The organism is Streptomyces lydicus, from assembly GCF_004125265.1.
Lineage (GTDB): Bacteria > Actinomycetota > Actinomycetes > Streptomycetales > Streptomycetaceae > Streptomyces > Streptomyces lydicus_C.
Map to the genome: position 1 here is coordinate 7,413,862 of NZ_RDTE01000003.1, position 14,476 is coordinate 7,428,337.

Annotated in this window: 16 protein-coding genes and 2 tRNA genes; 12 read left to right on the forward strand and 6 right to left on the reverse strand. The window is 70.8% G+C overall.

The genetic code is table 11. From position 1 onward, the window contains the following. Window positions 1-60: 60 nt before the first annotated feature. Window positions 61-588: a DsbA family protein gene (locus tag D9V36_RS35160; protein WP_129297323.1), complete on the reverse strand. Its 528-nt coding sequence runs from the start codon at window positions 586-588 to the stop codon at window positions 61-63. Between the two features lie 196 nt (window positions 589-784). Between D9V36_RS35160 and D9V36_RS35165 the strand changes: the two genes are divergently transcribed. Then, on the forward strand, window positions 785-1,246 hold the full coding sequence (locus D9V36_RS35165) for a hypothetical protein (protein WP_129297324.1): 462 nt from the start codon (window positions 785-787) through the stop codon (window positions 1,244-1,246). A gap of 68 nt (window positions 1,247-1,314) precedes the next feature. Further along, window positions 1,315-1,470 carry a hypothetical protein gene (locus tag D9V36_RS41240; RefSeq protein ID WP_164993091.1) on the forward strand — a complete coding sequence of 52 codons (156 nt, stop codon included), beginning with the start codon at window positions 1,315-1,317 and terminating at the stop codon, window positions 1,468-1,470. A 66-nt stretch (window positions 1,471-1,536) separates the two neighbouring features. On the opposite strand, the gene D9V36_RS35170 is transcribed toward D9V36_RS41240, so the two are convergent. Together D9V36_RS35170 and D9V36_RS35175 are read right to left on the reverse strand one after the other, a co-directional pair. Beyond that, window positions 1,537-2,106, reverse strand: a complete 570-nt coding sequence (locus D9V36_RS35170) for a CGNR zinc finger domain-containing protein (protein ID WP_129297325.1) — start codon at window positions 2,104-2,106, stop codon at window positions 1,537-1,539. Between the two features lie 227 nt (window positions 2,107-2,333). After that, entirely contained in the window at window positions 2,334-2,747 is a 414-nt protein-coding gene (locus tag D9V36_RS35175) for an SsgA family sporulation/cell division regulator (protein ID WP_003959770.1), read from the reverse strand. A gap of 190 nt (window positions 2,748-2,937) precedes the next feature. Between D9V36_RS35175 and D9V36_RS35180 the strand changes: the two genes are divergently transcribed. The 4 genes from D9V36_RS35180 (at window position 2,938) to D9V36_RS35195 (ending at window position 4,232) form a co-directional block, all read left to right on the forward strand. Beyond that, a complete protein-coding gene (locus D9V36_RS35180) occupies window positions 2,938-3,369 on the forward strand; it encodes a TIGR02611 family protein (RefSeq protein WP_129297326.1) in 432 nt (143 codons plus the stop codon). 54 nt (window positions 3,370-3,423) lie between these two features. Further along, a tRNA-Val gene (locus D9V36_RS35185) sits at window positions 3,424-3,495 on the forward strand. Window positions 3,496-3,581: 86 nt separating this feature from the next. Further along, window positions 3,582-4,043, forward strand: a complete 462-nt coding sequence (locus D9V36_RS35190) for an SRPBCC family protein (RefSeq protein WP_164993092.1) — start codon at window positions 3,582-3,584, stop codon at window positions 4,041-4,043. 117 nt (window positions 4,044-4,160) lie between these two features. Further along, window positions 4,161-4,232, forward strand: a tRNA-Val gene (locus D9V36_RS35195). A 136-nt stretch (window positions 4,233-4,368) separates the two neighbouring features. Here the strand turns inward: D9V36_RS35195 and D9V36_RS35200 are convergent. Further along, the gene (locus tag D9V36_RS35200; RefSeq protein ID WP_129298900.1) at window positions 4,369-5,094 is read right to left on the reverse strand and encodes an exonuclease domain-containing protein; all 726 of its coding nucleotides are present in this window, start codon (window positions 5,092-5,094) and stop codon (window positions 4,369-4,371) included. Between the two features lie 198 nt (window positions 5,095-5,292). Here D9V36_RS35200 and D9V36_RS35205 point away from each other — a divergent pair, with 198 nt between their 5' ends. From D9V36_RS35205 to thrS, 3 genes are all read left to right on the forward strand, one after another. Next, entirely contained in the window at window positions 5,293-5,859 is a 567-nt protein-coding gene (locus D9V36_RS35205; protein ID WP_129297328.1) for a DUF4365 domain-containing protein, read from the forward strand. Beyond that, window positions 5,859-7,037, forward strand: coding sequence for a hypothetical protein (locus D9V36_RS35210; RefSeq protein WP_129297329.1), 1,179 nt, complete (start codon window positions 5,859-5,861; stop codon window positions 7,035-7,037). The genes D9V36_RS35205 and D9V36_RS35210 overlap by 1 nt, the downstream gene beginning before the upstream one ends. A 124-nt stretch (window positions 7,038-7,161) precedes the next feature. Next, window positions 7,162-9,141 carry a threonine--tRNA ligase gene (thrS, locus tag D9V36_RS35215; protein WP_129297330.1) on the forward strand — a complete coding sequence of 660 codons (1,980 nt, stop codon included), beginning with the start codon at window positions 7,162-7,164 and terminating at the stop codon, window positions 9,139-9,141. 106 nt (window positions 9,142-9,247) lie between these two features. Here the strand turns inward: thrS and D9V36_RS35220 are convergent, their stop codons facing one another. Beyond that, entirely contained in the window at window positions 9,248-9,889 is a 642-nt protein-coding gene (locus D9V36_RS35220) for a potassium channel family protein (protein ID WP_129297331.1), read from the reverse strand. A gap of 67 nt (window positions 9,890-9,956) precedes the next feature. Between D9V36_RS35220 and D9V36_RS35225 the strand changes: the two genes are divergently transcribed. The 3 genes from D9V36_RS35225 (at window position 9,957) to D9V36_RS35235 (ending at window position 12,636) form a co-directional block, all read left to right on the forward strand. Then, the gene (locus tag D9V36_RS35225; RefSeq protein ID WP_129297332.1) at window positions 9,957-10,514 is read left to right on the forward strand and encodes an HIT family protein; all 558 of its coding nucleotides are present in this window, start codon (window positions 9,957-9,959) and stop codon (window positions 10,512-10,514) included. Between the two features lie 101 nt (window positions 10,515-10,615). Continuing rightward, window positions 10,616-11,428: a polysaccharide deacetylase family protein gene (locus D9V36_RS35230; protein WP_431357724.1), complete on the forward strand. Its 813-nt coding sequence runs from the start codon at window positions 10,616-10,618 to the stop codon at window positions 11,426-11,428. Next, window positions 11,428-12,636 (forward strand): YncE family protein, encoded by a 1,209-nt coding sequence (locus tag D9V36_RS35235; protein ID WP_129297333.1) that lies wholly within the window; start codon window positions 11,428-11,430, stop codon window positions 12,634-12,636. The genes D9V36_RS35230 and D9V36_RS35235 overlap by 1 nt, the downstream gene beginning before the upstream one ends. A 27-nt stretch (window positions 12,637-12,663) precedes the next feature. Here D9V36_RS35235 and D9V36_RS35240 read toward each other — a convergent pair whose 3' ends face one another. After that, window positions 12,664-14,319, reverse strand: coding sequence for a hypothetical protein (locus D9V36_RS35240; RefSeq protein ID WP_129297334.1), 1,656 nt, complete (start codon window positions 14,317-14,319; stop codon window positions 12,664-12,666). Between the last annotated feature and the right edge of the window lie 157 nt (window positions 14,320-14,476).

Consider the following 14,476-nt stretch of genomic DNA (forward strand, 5'->3'; position numbering starts at 1 on the left):
CCGGCGCCCGTGAGCCCCGGCCGGTGCCCGGCGGGCCCGTCCGCGCCCGTGCGGCCCGGCTCAGTCCTGCCCGGCCAGCAGCCGGTCGGCGATCTCCTCGATACGGGCGCGCAGCCCCTCCTGGCTCGTGCCGCCGTCCAGCCGCTCGCCGCCGATCACATAGGTGGGGGTCCCGGTCACCCCGATCGCCTTGCCCTCGGCCTGGTCCGCGTCGACGATCAGCAGATGCCGCCCGTCGATCAGCGCGGTGTCCAGCTCCTCGGTGTCCAGCCCCAGCTCCCCGGCGACCTCCAGCAGCAGCTTCTCGCCGCGGGTGCCGAGCTCTTCGGCGCGCGCCAGTACCGCCTCGACGTACGGCAGGCCCTGGCCCTGCTCGATGGCCTCCTCGGCGGCCTGGGCGGCGACGTAGGCGTGCTTGTGCTTGGGGAGGGGGAAGTGGCGCAGCCGGACGTCCAGCCGGTCGCCGTAGCGCGCCCGCAGCGCCCGCAGGTCCTCCAGGGCGGTACGGCAGTCCGTGCACTGCAATTCGCACCACACGTCCAGAACGGGGCGGTCGGGGCGGGCGGCGGAGGTGGTGGCGTCGTTCATGGGGGCCAGTCTTCCAGCCCGTGCCCGGCCGGCACCCGGTGGTACCCCGCCCCGGTGGCCGAACCGGCACCTGCGGAGGAGTGCGACCCCGATATGTCCCTGAGCCCGTCCCGGAACATGGCCCGCGCCCGGCCGGACAAGGCAGGATGGAAGGGAGCAGAGTGCCTGCTCGCCCTTTTAGCAGCAGGAGGACCGGATGCTGACCTCGACCGTCTGTGCCGCGGTGTCGGCAGCGGGCCTGGGCATCGCCGCGCTGACGGCATACCGCAAGCGGTTCCTGGCCGCGACCCGCATCGCCGCTTTTTCCCTGATTCCCATCGGCCTGGTGATGACGGGCGTCATCGACTGGGTCACCAACATCGTCTTCAAGCCCACGGTCTGGGCCGGCTTCGGTGTGCTCGCGCTCTCCGCCGTGCTGTTCATGATCAGCAGGGGAGTGGAGCGCCGCAGGGGCGGGATCGGCAGCCGCAAGGAGCGCAAGGCCGCGGCGGCCGACCGGTCCGGCGCGGTCGCTCCGGGCGCTTCCGTGCCCTCCCTCGGCGCCGCCCCGGGCGCCGCGCAGCCGGCACCCAAGGGGAAGGCGGCTCAGAGCAAGGGCGGCGCACCCAAGGATGACTTCTCGGACATCGAAGCGATCCTGAAAAAGCACGGGATCTGATGAACTACCCCTGCTGAGGCGCTTGTCGGGCGCATTGGCACGATCATCTGCGTCATGATGCGCGCGAGATGAACGATGAGTGCGCCCTCGCCCAAGACGACGCCCCGTCCCCCGAACCGCGCGGCTGCCTGTTCGCGCTGTCCCAGCCGCCGCTGATGCTCTTCCTCGCCGTCATCGGCTTTCTGCTCCTTCTCGGGGCGGTGAACGACCTCTTCCTGCTGTGAAGCGGCCGCGCAAGGCCGCTGTGCACCCCGCCGCCGTCCACCCCGCGGGGCTGCCGCGACCGGCGCTCAGCCCGCCGCGGCCTCTCGCTGCCGCGCCCGGTAGGCCGCGACATGCAGCCGGTTTCCGCAGGTACGGCTGTCGCAGTAGCGCCGGGAGCGGTTGCGGGAGAGGTCGACGAAGGCATGCCGGCAGTCCGGCGCCTCGCAGCGCCGCAGCCGCTCGCGCTCCCCGGCGACGAGGAGGAAGGCCAGCGCCATCCCGCCGTCCGCGGCCAGATGCTCGGCGACCGACGCGCCCGGCGCGAAGTAGTGGACGTGCCAGTCGTACCCGTCGTGATCGGTCAGCTGCGGTGTGGTGCCCGCCGAGGCGACCAGCGAGTTCAGCTGTTCGGCCGCGGTGCGGTCGTCGTCGGCCGCGAAGATCCGCGCGAACCGCGCGCGGACGGACCGTACGGCCGCCAGGTCGCCCGCACCGAGCGCCCCCACGTCGCTGACGTCATTGCGCCGGACGAAGTCCTCGAGGGCCGCGAGGCCGGTCAGGCTGTCCGGCGCTCCGGGCGATTCGCCCTCCGGAGCGGTGTTCAGCAGATCGACGACCGCGTCCAGCGCGCACCGGGTGTCATGGCTGATCATCACGGTTCCGCTCCCTGGCAGGGTGGGGCCGGACGGGTACCGCCCCCGGTGTGGTTGCCGCATGGTCGCCGAATCCAGCGCCCGGAACAAGCTTCAGCGCCGACTCCGCGGTGGGTCCGCGGCGACGACGCCGAAGTGTGCCGTATGAACTTGTCGGTCCTGCGCCGTCTCCCCGAGTCGGACGGGCGCAAGTGTGAGCGGGTGGGTGCTTTCGGTAACCGTGCTGCGTCTCAGCTCTCCGCGAGGATGTGGGAGAGCTCGGTGTCGAGATCGAAATGCCGGTGCTCCGTACCGGGTGGTACGGCGGCATCGGTCCTTTTGAGGAACGACTCGAGGGCCCGTGCGGGCGCCTCGAGCAGGGCCTCGCCCTCCGGGGAACTCAGGGCGATGCAGACAACGCCCTGTCCGTGGCTCCGGGACGGCCATACGCGGACGTCTCCGGTGCCCGTGGGCCGGTGCAGGCCCTCGGCGAGGAGGTCGCGGGCGAAAACCCACTCCACTGTCTCCTCGGCTCCGGTATGGAAGGTGGCATGCACGGCATAGGGATCGGCCGTGTCATACCGCAGGCCCGCGGGTACAGGCAGTGAGGACTCGCTCGACACAACGAGGCGCAGGTGCAGCTCGCAGCTGACCGTGGTGTTCATAAGCGCCAGGGCCTTTCGCTCAGTGTGCGCTCGGGGATTCGCACGTCGGCGAAATCGACATGCCACCTACGGTGCCGTTGTAAACCCCTCTGACGGTTTTGTGTGGCTTCAGGTACCTCTTCCGGCGGATTGCGAGATCGTCCTCGGCGGTAATTCCGCCGGACCCGTCCCGTCCGGTAAGTTTGCGGGTATGAATACGCAGAGTAACGGGGGGTCGGGAACGGTGGAGGAGGACGCCGCTCCGGCCGGGCAGCCGCTCGGTTCGAGAGCGCCGCACTTCATCAAGCGCTCCCGGCCGCTGCACGTGAGCTGGCAGGTCGGCGTCTTCGTCGTCGGCCTCGCGGTCGTGGTGGGCGGCGTGATCATGCTGCCGCTGCCCGGGCCGGGCTGGCTGGTGATCTTCGCCGGTATGGCGATCTGGGCGACGGAATTCGTCTGGGCCCAGCTGGTGCTGCGCTGGACCAAGCGGAAGGTCACGGAAGCGGCCCAGAAGGCGCTCGACCCCAAGGTGCGGCGGCGCAACATCATCCTGACCGCCGTCGGCCTGGTGATCATCGCCGCGGTGCTCGCGGTCTATGTCTGGAAGTTCGGCCTCGCGATGCCGTGGAACGTCTCCGAGTGACGTCGCCATGGTCAGAAGTGCCCGCCGACGTGGGGTAATGTTGGCGGTGCGCCCGGGCGATTAGCTCAGTGGGAGAGCGCTTCGTTCACACCGAAGAGGTCACTGGTTCGAACCCAGTATCGCCCACCCCGGACGACGGCCCGGAGACTCCAAGTCTCCGGGCCGTCGCAGTTGTTGCGCGCATGCGCCGCCGTGGGGCGCACACTGGGACCATGCCCGTCCGGTCACGCCGACTGCACCGTTACCGCTTTTGCACCGTCTGGCTGCTCAACGCGCCGCCGACCGTCGTCTACGCCGTCCTCGAACGCGCCGAGGCCTACCCCCGGTGGTGGCCGCAGGTCCGCGAGGTGAAGGCGCTCGACGACCGCAGCGGCATCGCCCGCTTCCGTTCGGTGCTGCCCTACGACCTGACGGTCGTGGCGAGCGAGCGCGTACGGGACCCGGGCGCGGGGGTGCTGGAGATAGGGATGCGCGGAGACCTGGCCGGCTGGGCGCGCTGGACGGTGACGCCCGGCGCCGGCGGCACCCGTGCCGTCTTCGAGCAGGACGTCGAGGTCTGCAAGCCGCTGTTGCGGCGGTTCGCGCTGCTGGGGCGGCCGGTCTTCGTCGCCAATCACGCGCTGATGATGCGCTCCGGGCGCCGGGGGCTCGCCGCCTGGCTGGCCCGCGGATGAGGCGCTCCGCGTGCCCCGGCGGGGCGGCCCGGGGCCGCGGCGGAACAGGAATTTGATGGAAGCCCCGCGCGGCCTGTATTGTTCTGCTCGTTCGCGGGGGAAACCTCGCAGACACCCGGGCGATTAGCTCAGTGGGAGAGCGCTTCGTTCACACCGAAGAGGTCACTGGTTCGAACCCAGTATCGCCCACCGGGATCAAGGACCGGGCCGCAAAAAGCGGCCCGGTCCTTTTCGTTGGGAGAGGGCGGCACCGTGCGGGGAGAACACCGCACCGGGAATTCCGGCCGGTGCCTTTGCCGGCCGGGCCGGAATTGCTGAAGAGGGATCAGGCCGCGGCGGGGAGTTCGGGACGCAGCGGCCAGTGCGGATCAACGGTTTCGGGGTTGCCGCTGCGCTCGAACCACGCCTGCAGGCCACGGGCCTGGGCGGCGTACCAGACGGCCTGGCGGGTGTGCAGCTCCGCCGGGTGCAGCCCCTCCAGGCGGTCCGCATAGCGATGCCCCAGGGCCCGGACGACGCGCAGCGCGGCGAGCGCGTCGGCGGCCGCCTCGTGGGCGTCCGTCAGCTCGACCTCGTAGTGGGCGCACAGATCGGTGAGCGTGCGGCGGCCCTTGCGGTAGCGGTCCAGGTGCTTGTCGAGGACGCGGGGATCGAGGATGCGCAGCGGATGGCCGCCCAGGTAGGCGTCGAGTGAGCTGGCGCGGTGCCGCTTCAACTCGCGCTCCAGGAGCGTGAGGTCGAACGGGGCGTTCATCACGACCAGCGGGCGGCCGGCCACCGACTGGGCGGCCAGGGCGCGCGCCACCTCCTCCAGCACCGGCGCGGGCCAGCGGCCGTGCAGCGCCAGATGGTCGCCCGTCAGGCCGTGCACCGCCGTGGCGGCCTCGGGTATCCCGACGCCCGGGTTGATCAGCCAACGGGTGATCCGGGGCGCGGAACGCGGTGTCTCCTGGACCACCAGGGCGGCGGAGACGATGCGGTCGCGCTCGACGTCGATGCCCGTGGTCTCGGTGTCGAAGGCGGCAAGCGGTCCGTCATACCAGCACGGCATCATCCCAACTCCTCGCGGTCGTACGGGGGATGGCACGCACACCACCCGAGCTGGTGATACCCGAGCCGCCCGGTGCTCGAACCGTCTTTGTTTGCGGACCACTTGACGCGGAGACAACCAGAGTGACGGGCCGGCGTGCTCCGCCTTCTCCCGTCATCCACCCGCACCGATCGGCACAGCCCGGAAGGCACCCCCGCGATGACGCTCGCGCAGCCCGAACCGGGCGGGCTGCTGCCCCAGCTGTCCACACCGCAGCGCGGCGGGCTCGCCACCACTGCGTGCATGGAGACCCTTCAGGTGGGCTATCTGCACGCGGTCGCCGCCGCCTCGGGATGTTCGCTGGCGCAGCCCTTCCCGGACAACGGAATCGACTGGCACGTCAGCCATGGCGCGCCCGGCCACACCGTCGACGACGAAGTCACCATCAAGGTGCAGCTCAAGTGCACCTACCAGACCGCTCCCCGCCCGCCGGGGCCGACGTTCCCCTTCACGCTCGACAACGACCATCTGGTGAAGCTGGCCCGTACGCCCGTGTCCGTGCACAAGATCCTGGTCGTGATGCTGGTCCCGCGGACCCGGGAGGACTGGCTGCGGGCCTCCCACGACCGTCTCGCGCTGCGGCACTGCTGTTACTGGATCAACCTGGCCGGTCATCCGGTGACCGGCCGGCGCAGGACCACCGTGCGGATCCCGACCGCGCGGATCTTCGACGACCGAGCGCTCTGCGAGATCATGACGCGGGTCGGGGCGGGAGGGAGACCCTGATGTACCGGCCGACCGACGAATACGACGCACGGCTCCTGGATCCCGCACGGCTCGATCCGGCGGTGCTCGGCGCGCTGCTGGCCCGGCACGGCTGGCGGCGCAGGGGCGGGGCCGCGGGGCACTACGCCCGGTGGACACCGCCCGGCGGCGCGGCCGGCACCAGCCTGCTGGTGCCGCACGACCGCCGCTTCCCCGACAGCGGGGAACTGCTCGCGGAGGCGCTGGCGGCGCTGGCGCAGAGCTCCGCTGCCTCCGCCCGTGAGGTGCTGGTGGGGCTCGCGGTGCCCAGTGACGAGGTGCGCTGGGAGCGCGAGGTGCCCGACGGCGGCTCGGGGGCCGCGTACTGGGTCGCCCAGGAGCAGCTGCGCGGTGCGGCCCGCTCGATGCTGATCGCCGGGGCGCTGGGAACGTACGGCCGGGCCGGCTACTACGGCGCCCGGCACAAGCGGCAGGCCGAGGGGTTCCTGGGCGAGGTGCTGGTCGGTCCGGCGGCGGCCGGGCGCCGGCTGACCGCGTTCGTCCCGGTGCGCGGCGGGCGCGGCGCGGTCGCCGGGCTGCAGCGGGCGCTGCACGCAGCCCGCGACGCCACCGACTACCAGCGGGCCACCGGCGGGATGGAGGCCTTCGACGCGGCCGTCGAGCTGGGGGTCTGCCATGAGCTGGTCCAGGCCCTGATCGCGCTGGTGCGGGACGCGGAGGGGGTGCGGATCGCGGTCGAGTGGTCGCCGGGGGCCGGTGCCCCGGCCGGCTGCCCGGCCCGTCCCGAGCCGGTGGAGTTCTCGCCCGGCGATCTGCCCGCGCTGCAGCTGGCGGCCCAGCGCTACGTACGCGACGAGCCGTCGCTGCCGGTGCGGGTGACCGGCGCGGTGATACGGCTGCGCAGGGAGCGTCCCGGCGGGCCCGGCACGGTGCGGCTGCGGGTGATCACCGGGGCGGACGTGGTGCAGGTGCGGGTCGCGCTGGGGGAGGAGGACTACCGCATCGCCGGGCACGCGCACCTGGTGGGACTGCCCATCCGGGTGAGCGGCCGGCTGGAGAGCCGGGGCGGCTTCCGCCGGATCACCGGCGGCCGCGATGTCACGCCCGTACAGGTCGACGAGGCGGAGCGGGACCGGCTGCTGAAGTCGCTCCAGGAAAACCTCGACTTCTTCGAGGAGGCGTGCGGCACCGAGGAATAGCGGCGCGGGAGTGGCTTTCGGGCCGGGGGTGGTGAAACCGTTTCGCGGTCGGGTCCGGTGGCTCGGTACGATTCGGCTGCGCAGCAATCGCTGTCGCGCAAGAGACATGAGTCAGGAGAGACCGGTGTCAGACGTCCGTGTGACCATCCAACGCGATTCCGAGCGGGATGAACGCGTGGTGACCACGGGCACGACGGCCGCCGACCTCTTCCAGGGTGAGCGCAGCGTCGTGGCCGCGCGGGTCGCCGGAGAGCTGAAGGACCTGGCGTACGAGGTCGCCGACGGTGACGCGGTCGAGCCCGTGGAGATCTCCTCCGAGGACGGTCTGAACATCCTGCGGCACTCCACCGCGCATGTGATGGCCCAGGCCGTGCAGGAGCTGTTCCCGGAGGCGAAGCTCGGCATCGGCCCGCCGGTCAAGGACGGCTTCTACTACGACTTCGACGTCGAGACCCCGTTCCACCCCGACGATCTCAAGCGCATCGAGAAGAAGATGCAGGAGATCCAGAAGCGCGGGCAGAAGTTCGCGCGCCGGGCGGTCAGCGATGACGCCGCGCGCGAGGAGCTGGCCGACGAGCCGTACAAGCTCGAGCTGATCGGGATCAAGGGCTCGGCCGCGGAGGCCGCCGAGGGGGCCTCCGCCGAGGTGGGCGCCGGCGAGCTGACCATCTACGACAACCTCGACGCCAAGACCGGCGAGCTGTGCTGGAAGGACCTGTGCCGCGGTCCGCACCTCCCCAGCACCCGTGCCATCCCGGCGTTCAAGCTGATGCGCTCGGCCGCCGCCTACTGGCGCGGCAGCGAGAAGAACAAGCAGCTGCAGCGGATCTACGGCACCGCCTGGCCGACCAAGGACGAGCTCAAGGCGCATCTGGAGTTCCTGGCCGAGGCCGAGAAGCGCGACCACCGCAAGCTCGGTGCCGAGCTCGACCTGTTCTCCGTGCCCGAGGACATCGGCTCGGGCCTGGCGGTCTTCCACCCCAAGGGCGGCATCATCCGCCGGGTCATGGAGGACTACTCCCGCCGGCGGCACGAGGAGTCGGGGTACGAGTTCGTCTACACCCCGCACGCCACCAAGGGGAAGCTGTTCGAGAAGTCGGGCCACCTGGACTGGTACGCCGACGGCATGTACCCGCCCATGCAGCTCGACGAGGGCGTGGACTACTACCTCAAGCCCATGAACTGCCCGATGCACAACCTGATCTTCGATGCGCGCGGCCGCTCGTACCGTGAACTGCCGCTGCGTCTCTTCGAGTTCGGGACCGTGTACCGCTACGAGAAGTCGGGCGTGGTGCACGGCCTGACCCGCGCCCGCGGCTTCACCCAGGACGACGCGCACATCTACTGCACCAAGGAGCAGATGGCGGACGAGCTGGACGCCACGCTCACCTTCGTCCTCGACCTGCTGCGCGACTACGGTCTGACCGACTTCTACCTGGAGCTGTCCACCAAGGACCCGGAGAAGTTCGTCGGCTCGGACGAGGCGTGGGAGGAGGCCACCGAGACGCTGCGGAAGGTGGCCGAGAAGCAGGGGCTGCCGCTGGTCCCGGACCCGGGCGGCGCCGCGTTCTACGGCCCGAAGATCTCGGTGCAGACCAAGGACGCCATCGGCCGGACCTGGCAGATGTCGACCGTCCAGCTGGACTTCAACCTTCCGGAGCGCTTCGACCTGGAGTACACCGCGGCCGACGGCAGCAAGCAGCGTCCGGTGATGATCCACCGCGCGCTGTTCGGCTCCATCGAGCGGTTCTTCGCGGTGCTGCTGGAGCACTACGCGGGTGCGTTCCCGGCGTGGCTGGCGCCGGTCCAGGCGACCGGGATCCCGATCGGCGACGCCCACGTCCCGTATCTGCAGGACTTCGCCGCGCAGGCCAAGGCCAAGGGCCTGCGGATCGAGGTGGACTCCTCGTCGGACCGGATGCAGAAGAAGATCAGGAACGCGCAGAAGGCCAAGGTCCCGTTCATGATCATCGCTGGTGACGAGGACGTCGCCAACGGCGCGGTCTCCTTCCGCTACCGCGACGGGACGCAGAAGAACGGCATCCCGCGCGAGGAGGCGATCGCCGAGATCCTCGACGTCGTGGAGCGCCGCGTCCAGGTGTGACACGTGCCTGAGCACCGGGCCCCGGAGAGCGACCCGCTCTCCGGGGCTCCGTCATGTCCCGCCGCCGGGTTCATGTCCCGCCGCCGGTTCAGGCCTCGCCGCCGGTTCAGGCCTCGCCGTCCTGCCGGAAGCGGCGCAGCAGCCAGGAGGAGAAGGAGCCCACCACCGCCCCGACCAGCGCCACCCCGACGAACATCAGCGCCACCGCGACCACCCGGCCGCGCGGGGTGACCGGCGTGGCGTCGCCGTACCCCGTGGTCGTCAGCGTCGAGCTGGCCCACCACACCGCGTCGCCGAAGGTGTGGATGTTCGCGCCAGGGGCCGTGCGCTCGTCGTGGTAGACGGCCAGGCTGGCCGCGAAGCCCAGCAGCAGCGAGGTGAGCCCGGTGTACGCCATCACCCGCGATTCGAGGACGAGCCGTGGATGGTTCCGGCGCCGCCGCATCCGCTCGTGCATGTCGACGATCCGCAGCGGCCGCAGCAGGGGCAGCGCAGTCACGATCAGGTCCAGCCAGCGGGTGCGCAGGAAGCGCCGCCGGTCGTTGCTGAGCGCCAGCCGCGCCAGATATTCGACGACGAAGACGGTCCAGGTGGCGACGGTGACCACCTCCCACCAGGTCTGCCAGCCGGGGGAGAGGCCGGGGACCAGGACCCGGACCGCGTACGACGTGAGGAAGAGGAGGGAGGCGGCAAGGAGATAGGGCTGGGCGGTTCGTTCCCAGGTCCACAGCCGCTGTTCCCTGTCCACCGGCCCAGCATCGCGGAGCGGACCGCGGTGTGTGCCCCAACGACACGGCGCCAATGGGCGAAGCCATATGCTGGCCCGTATGACAAGCGAGCCGGAGCAGCAGATCGGAGTCGGGACGCAGGACGCTTTCCAGCGTCTGTGGACGCCCCACCGGATGGCTTACATCCAGGGCGAGAACAAACCGACCGGCCCGGGGGCGGGCGACGGCTGTCCGTTCTGCGCGATCCCCGCGAAGTCGGACGAGGACGGCCTGGTGATCGCGCGCGGCGAGTATGTCTATGCGGTGCTGAATCTCTACCCGTACAACGGCGGTCACCTCATGATCGTCCCGTTCCGGCATGTCGCCGACTACACGGAGCTGGACGGACCGGAGACCGCGGAGCTGGCCGAGCTGACGAAGCGGGCGATGACCGCGCTGCGCACCGCCTCCGGGGCGCACGGCTTCAACATCGGGATGAACCAGGGCACCGTCGCCGGTGCCGGGATCGCGGCCCATCTCCATCAGCATGTCGTCCCGCGCTGGGGCGGTGACACCAACTTCATGCCGGTGGTCGGTCACACCAAGGTGCTGCCCCAACTCCTCGCCGACACCCGGGCGATGCTCGCGGACGCCTGGCCCGCCTGAGGCCCGCCCGGCCTCGCCCGGGGCCGGTTCCGAGGCGACACGCGCCCGGGTGAATCGGGCATATCTCCCTAATTCGGATTAGTTGCCTCTCTAATGGGGTGGTGACTTCCCTAGATCGCCGCTCCGTGCTGCGCGCGGCCGCCTCGGCCGTGGCCGCCGGCGCACTGGTGCCGGGCTGCGACCCGCACCGGGACGACGACTCCGGTGCCGTACCGTCCGGCACGCCGAGCCCCTCCGGTGCGGGCGCTTCCGGGGCGGGTCATGCGCCACCCGCCCGGGCCCGCACCGCCCGCCCGCCGACCCGGGTACCCGGCCTGCCCGTACAGATCGCGCACGGGCCGAGGAACGGCCGTGCGGTCGCGCTGACCTTCCACGGCAGGGGCGATCCCAAGAGGGCGACCGCCCTGCTCGGCGAGGCCGAGCGGGCCGGCGCCCGCGTCACCGTGCTCGCCGTCGGCGACTGGCTCGACGAGCAGCCCGCGATGGCCCGCCGGATCCTCGACGGCGGCCATGAGCTGGGCAACCACACCATGCACCACCGCAATATCTGCGCCCTGCCGGCCGCGGACGCCTACGCCGAGATCACCCGCTGCGCCGACCGGCTGCGCGCCCTCACCGGGACCATCGGCAGCTGGTTCCGCCCCTCGCAGGCCCAGCGGGCCACGGACCTGGTGACCGGGCTGGCCCGCAAGGCCGGCTATCCGCACGTCCTCTCCTACGACGTGGACTCCCTCGACGCGAACGACCCCGGGGCGCCGGCCGTCCGGCGCACGGTCCTGGACGCGGTCGGGCCGGGCTCGATCGTGAGCCTCCACCTCGGGCACGCCGGCACGGTGGCGGCGCTGCCCCCGATCCTCGACGGCCTCCGCCGACGCGGTCTGCGCGCGGTGACGACAACGGAGCTGGTGACCTGATGGCTGATCGGAAGCGTACCCACGACCGTCCCCGTCCCCGTCCGCGCGCGCGTCACCGGGCCGCACTGCTCGCCGTCGCCTGCGCGCTGACGGCGGCGGGCTGCGGCGGCGGCAAGGCCGCGCCCTCCGCGCCCGAGCAGCGGCCGGTCGAACGCGCACCGCTCAAGGCCGGCAGGAACGACCTGCCCGGGATGCCGCCGCTGCTGGACGAGCACGACCTCTACGCGGCGGACCGGCCGGGCAAGCTGGCGCCGCAGGTCAGGAACTTCCCCTCGCGGATCTATGTCCCCAACACCGGCTCCGACACGGTCAGCGTCATCGACCCGAAGACCTACAAGGTCATCGAGACCATTCCGGTGGGCGTACAGCCGCAGCACGTCGTGCCCTCCTGGGACCTGAAGACGCTCTGGGTCAACAACAACCGGGGCCACGACCTGACCCCCATCGACCCCGCCACCGGCAAGGCCGGCAAGCCCGTCAAGGTCCACGACCCGTACAACCTCTACTTCACGCCCAACGGGAAGTACGCCGTCGTGATGGCCTCGATGGACCGGCAGTTGGTCTTCCGCGACCCGCACACCATGGAGGTCCGCAAGACGCTGCCGGTCAGCTGCGGGGGCGTCAACCACGCCGACTTCTCGCCCGACGGGCGGTACTTCGTCGTCTCCTGCGAGTTCTCCGGTGAACTGCTCAAGGTCGACACCGAGAAGATGAAGGTGATCGGCCAGCAGAAGCTGCCGTTCGAGGGGGCGATGCCGCAGGACGTGAAGATCGCCCCGGACGGCAGGACCTGGTACATCGCCGACATGATGGCCGACGGCATCTGGATCCTCAACGGCGACACCTTCGCACAGCCCAAGCTCATGCCGACCGGCAAGGGCGCCCACGGCCTCTACGTCAGCCGCGACTCGCGCTACCTGTACGTCTCCAACCGCGGCGAAGGCTCCGTCTCCCGGCTCGACTTCAAGACCGGCGCCCTCATCGGCAAATGGCACATCCGCGGCGGCGGCAGCCCCGACATGGGCGGCCTGTCCACCGACGGCAAGGTCCTGTGGCTGTCCGGCCGCTACAACTCCGAGGTCTATGCGCTGGACACCCGTACCGGCAAGACCCTGGCCAAGATCCCCGTCGGCCAGGGCCCGCACGGGCTGGCGGTCTACCCGCAGCCGGGGCGGTACTCCCTGGGGCACACGGGCATCTTCCGCTAGGGGAGACGCCCGCAGACACCCTCAGGGCTACGCGTTGTACTCGTCCGCCTTCTGCGGCTCCACTCCCTGGATCATGCCGCTGAGCACCAGCGAACGGTTGGTGAAGCGCTCGGTGTCCACGCCGTTCTCCTTGAGGACGCTCATCGCGGCGGCGTGGACGGTGCGCAGCACCGGGGTCGCGGCGCGCAGCGCATCATCGGCCATGAAGCGGTGGCGCCAGGGCTTGTCGGCCCAGACGTGCCGCAGGCCGAACGGCTCGGGGAGGGTCAGCTTGCCGCCGAGGAAATCCAGGACCGGCGGGAACCAGGTCAGCGGGGCGCGCGCGGCGAGCCGGACCACCTCCTGCGGCTCGATGAGCGGGAGGTGCTGGGTCTTGGTCTCCCAGAACTTGACGACCTTGGCGACGTCCTTGGTCTTGGGCTCGGGCTTGGTCGTGAACAGTCCGTTGACCGGGCCGAGGGCGTGGCCGGTCACCTCGATGCGCAGGGTCTCGTGCAGCACCGTGACCGTGATCATCAGGGTGATCACCAACTGGCCGTCCCACAGCACGAACTGGACACCGAGGTAGTGGCGGTTGCCGCTGCCGAACTGCTGCTCGTTGCAGATCCGCTCTATCTCGTGCCCGCGGATCTGGTACGCCTCCACATGGGTGCCCTCGGGGCGGGTGACGGCGGCGGCCTTCTCCCCGACCGGCGAGACGATCCAGTGGCGTACGGACGGCGTGGGGAAGCCGCCGGTGTGCAGCGGACTGCGCTCCAGCAGCCGCAGCTTGTCGTGGATCGCCCGGATGACGTCCCAGCTGCGGAACGGGTGGATCTCGGCGGTCCCCGGCGCCGGCGTCAGCTCCTCGGCGAGCTGCCAGCTGCCCCAGCGGGTGCCCATGCCGAGTATGCCCTTGGGGCCGGCGTAGAAGACGACATTGCTGGTCTGCTCGGCGGAGATCTTGGCGAGGTTCTGCCGGAGGGTTTCGGCGGCGGTCTGGTTCGGGTCCTGTGGCACCGCCTCGGGGATCTTCGCGGCCACGCCGCCGCCCTCCAGCAGCCCCTTCCAGGACTCCCGCATGGCCACCGCGGTCTTCTCGCAGATCTGCTTGGCCCACCACCAGCCGATCACCGGGGCGAGGACCATGGCGCGGGCGTACAGCGGCCAGAAACCGGTGAGCGGCAGCTTGATCATGAAGAACAGGCCGACGCCGGCCAGCACCGTCAGCAGCAGCCCGCCGAGCAGCGAAAGCCCCTTGCCCGCACCGTCCTTGGAGAGCATCTTCCGCAGCTGGAAAACGCCCAGCCACACCAGCACCCCGGGCAGGAACAGCGCTCCGAACAGCACCATCAGCAGGGTCAGCTTGGCGTCCCGCTGCTTGCGGACGCGGGTGGCGGACAGACAGTGCTCGACGATGGTCTGCGGCTCGGTCCCGAAGGACTGGATGAGCGCGGCGCGCCCGCCGCCGAGCATCCGCGCCTGCACGGCACGCGAGAACGCCTCGCCGAGGTTGGGCGCGAACAGCGACAGCTTGGGCTTCTTGATCGCGGACTTGCCGGAGTCGGAGTCGGCCTTGGAGATATCGGCCAGCGGACTGTCCCGGTAGGCGGCCGAGGCCAGTGCCTGGGTCGCCGCCGTCTGCCCGGCGCTCCCCGAGAGCGGAACCTGCGCCCCGGGACTGAAGTCAAAGCCGTCTGCCACTACCGCCCCCACACCCCACGTATCCGATGATGCGGCTCTTCCCGACTTCCGCTGACGGCACACCTGCTGAGGGCCTGTGTTCGAGCCCGTGACCTCGAATCCCTGCCGCCGGACCCCGAGGCAACGGCAGGAACTCAGCGTACAGCCGCCGGCCGGC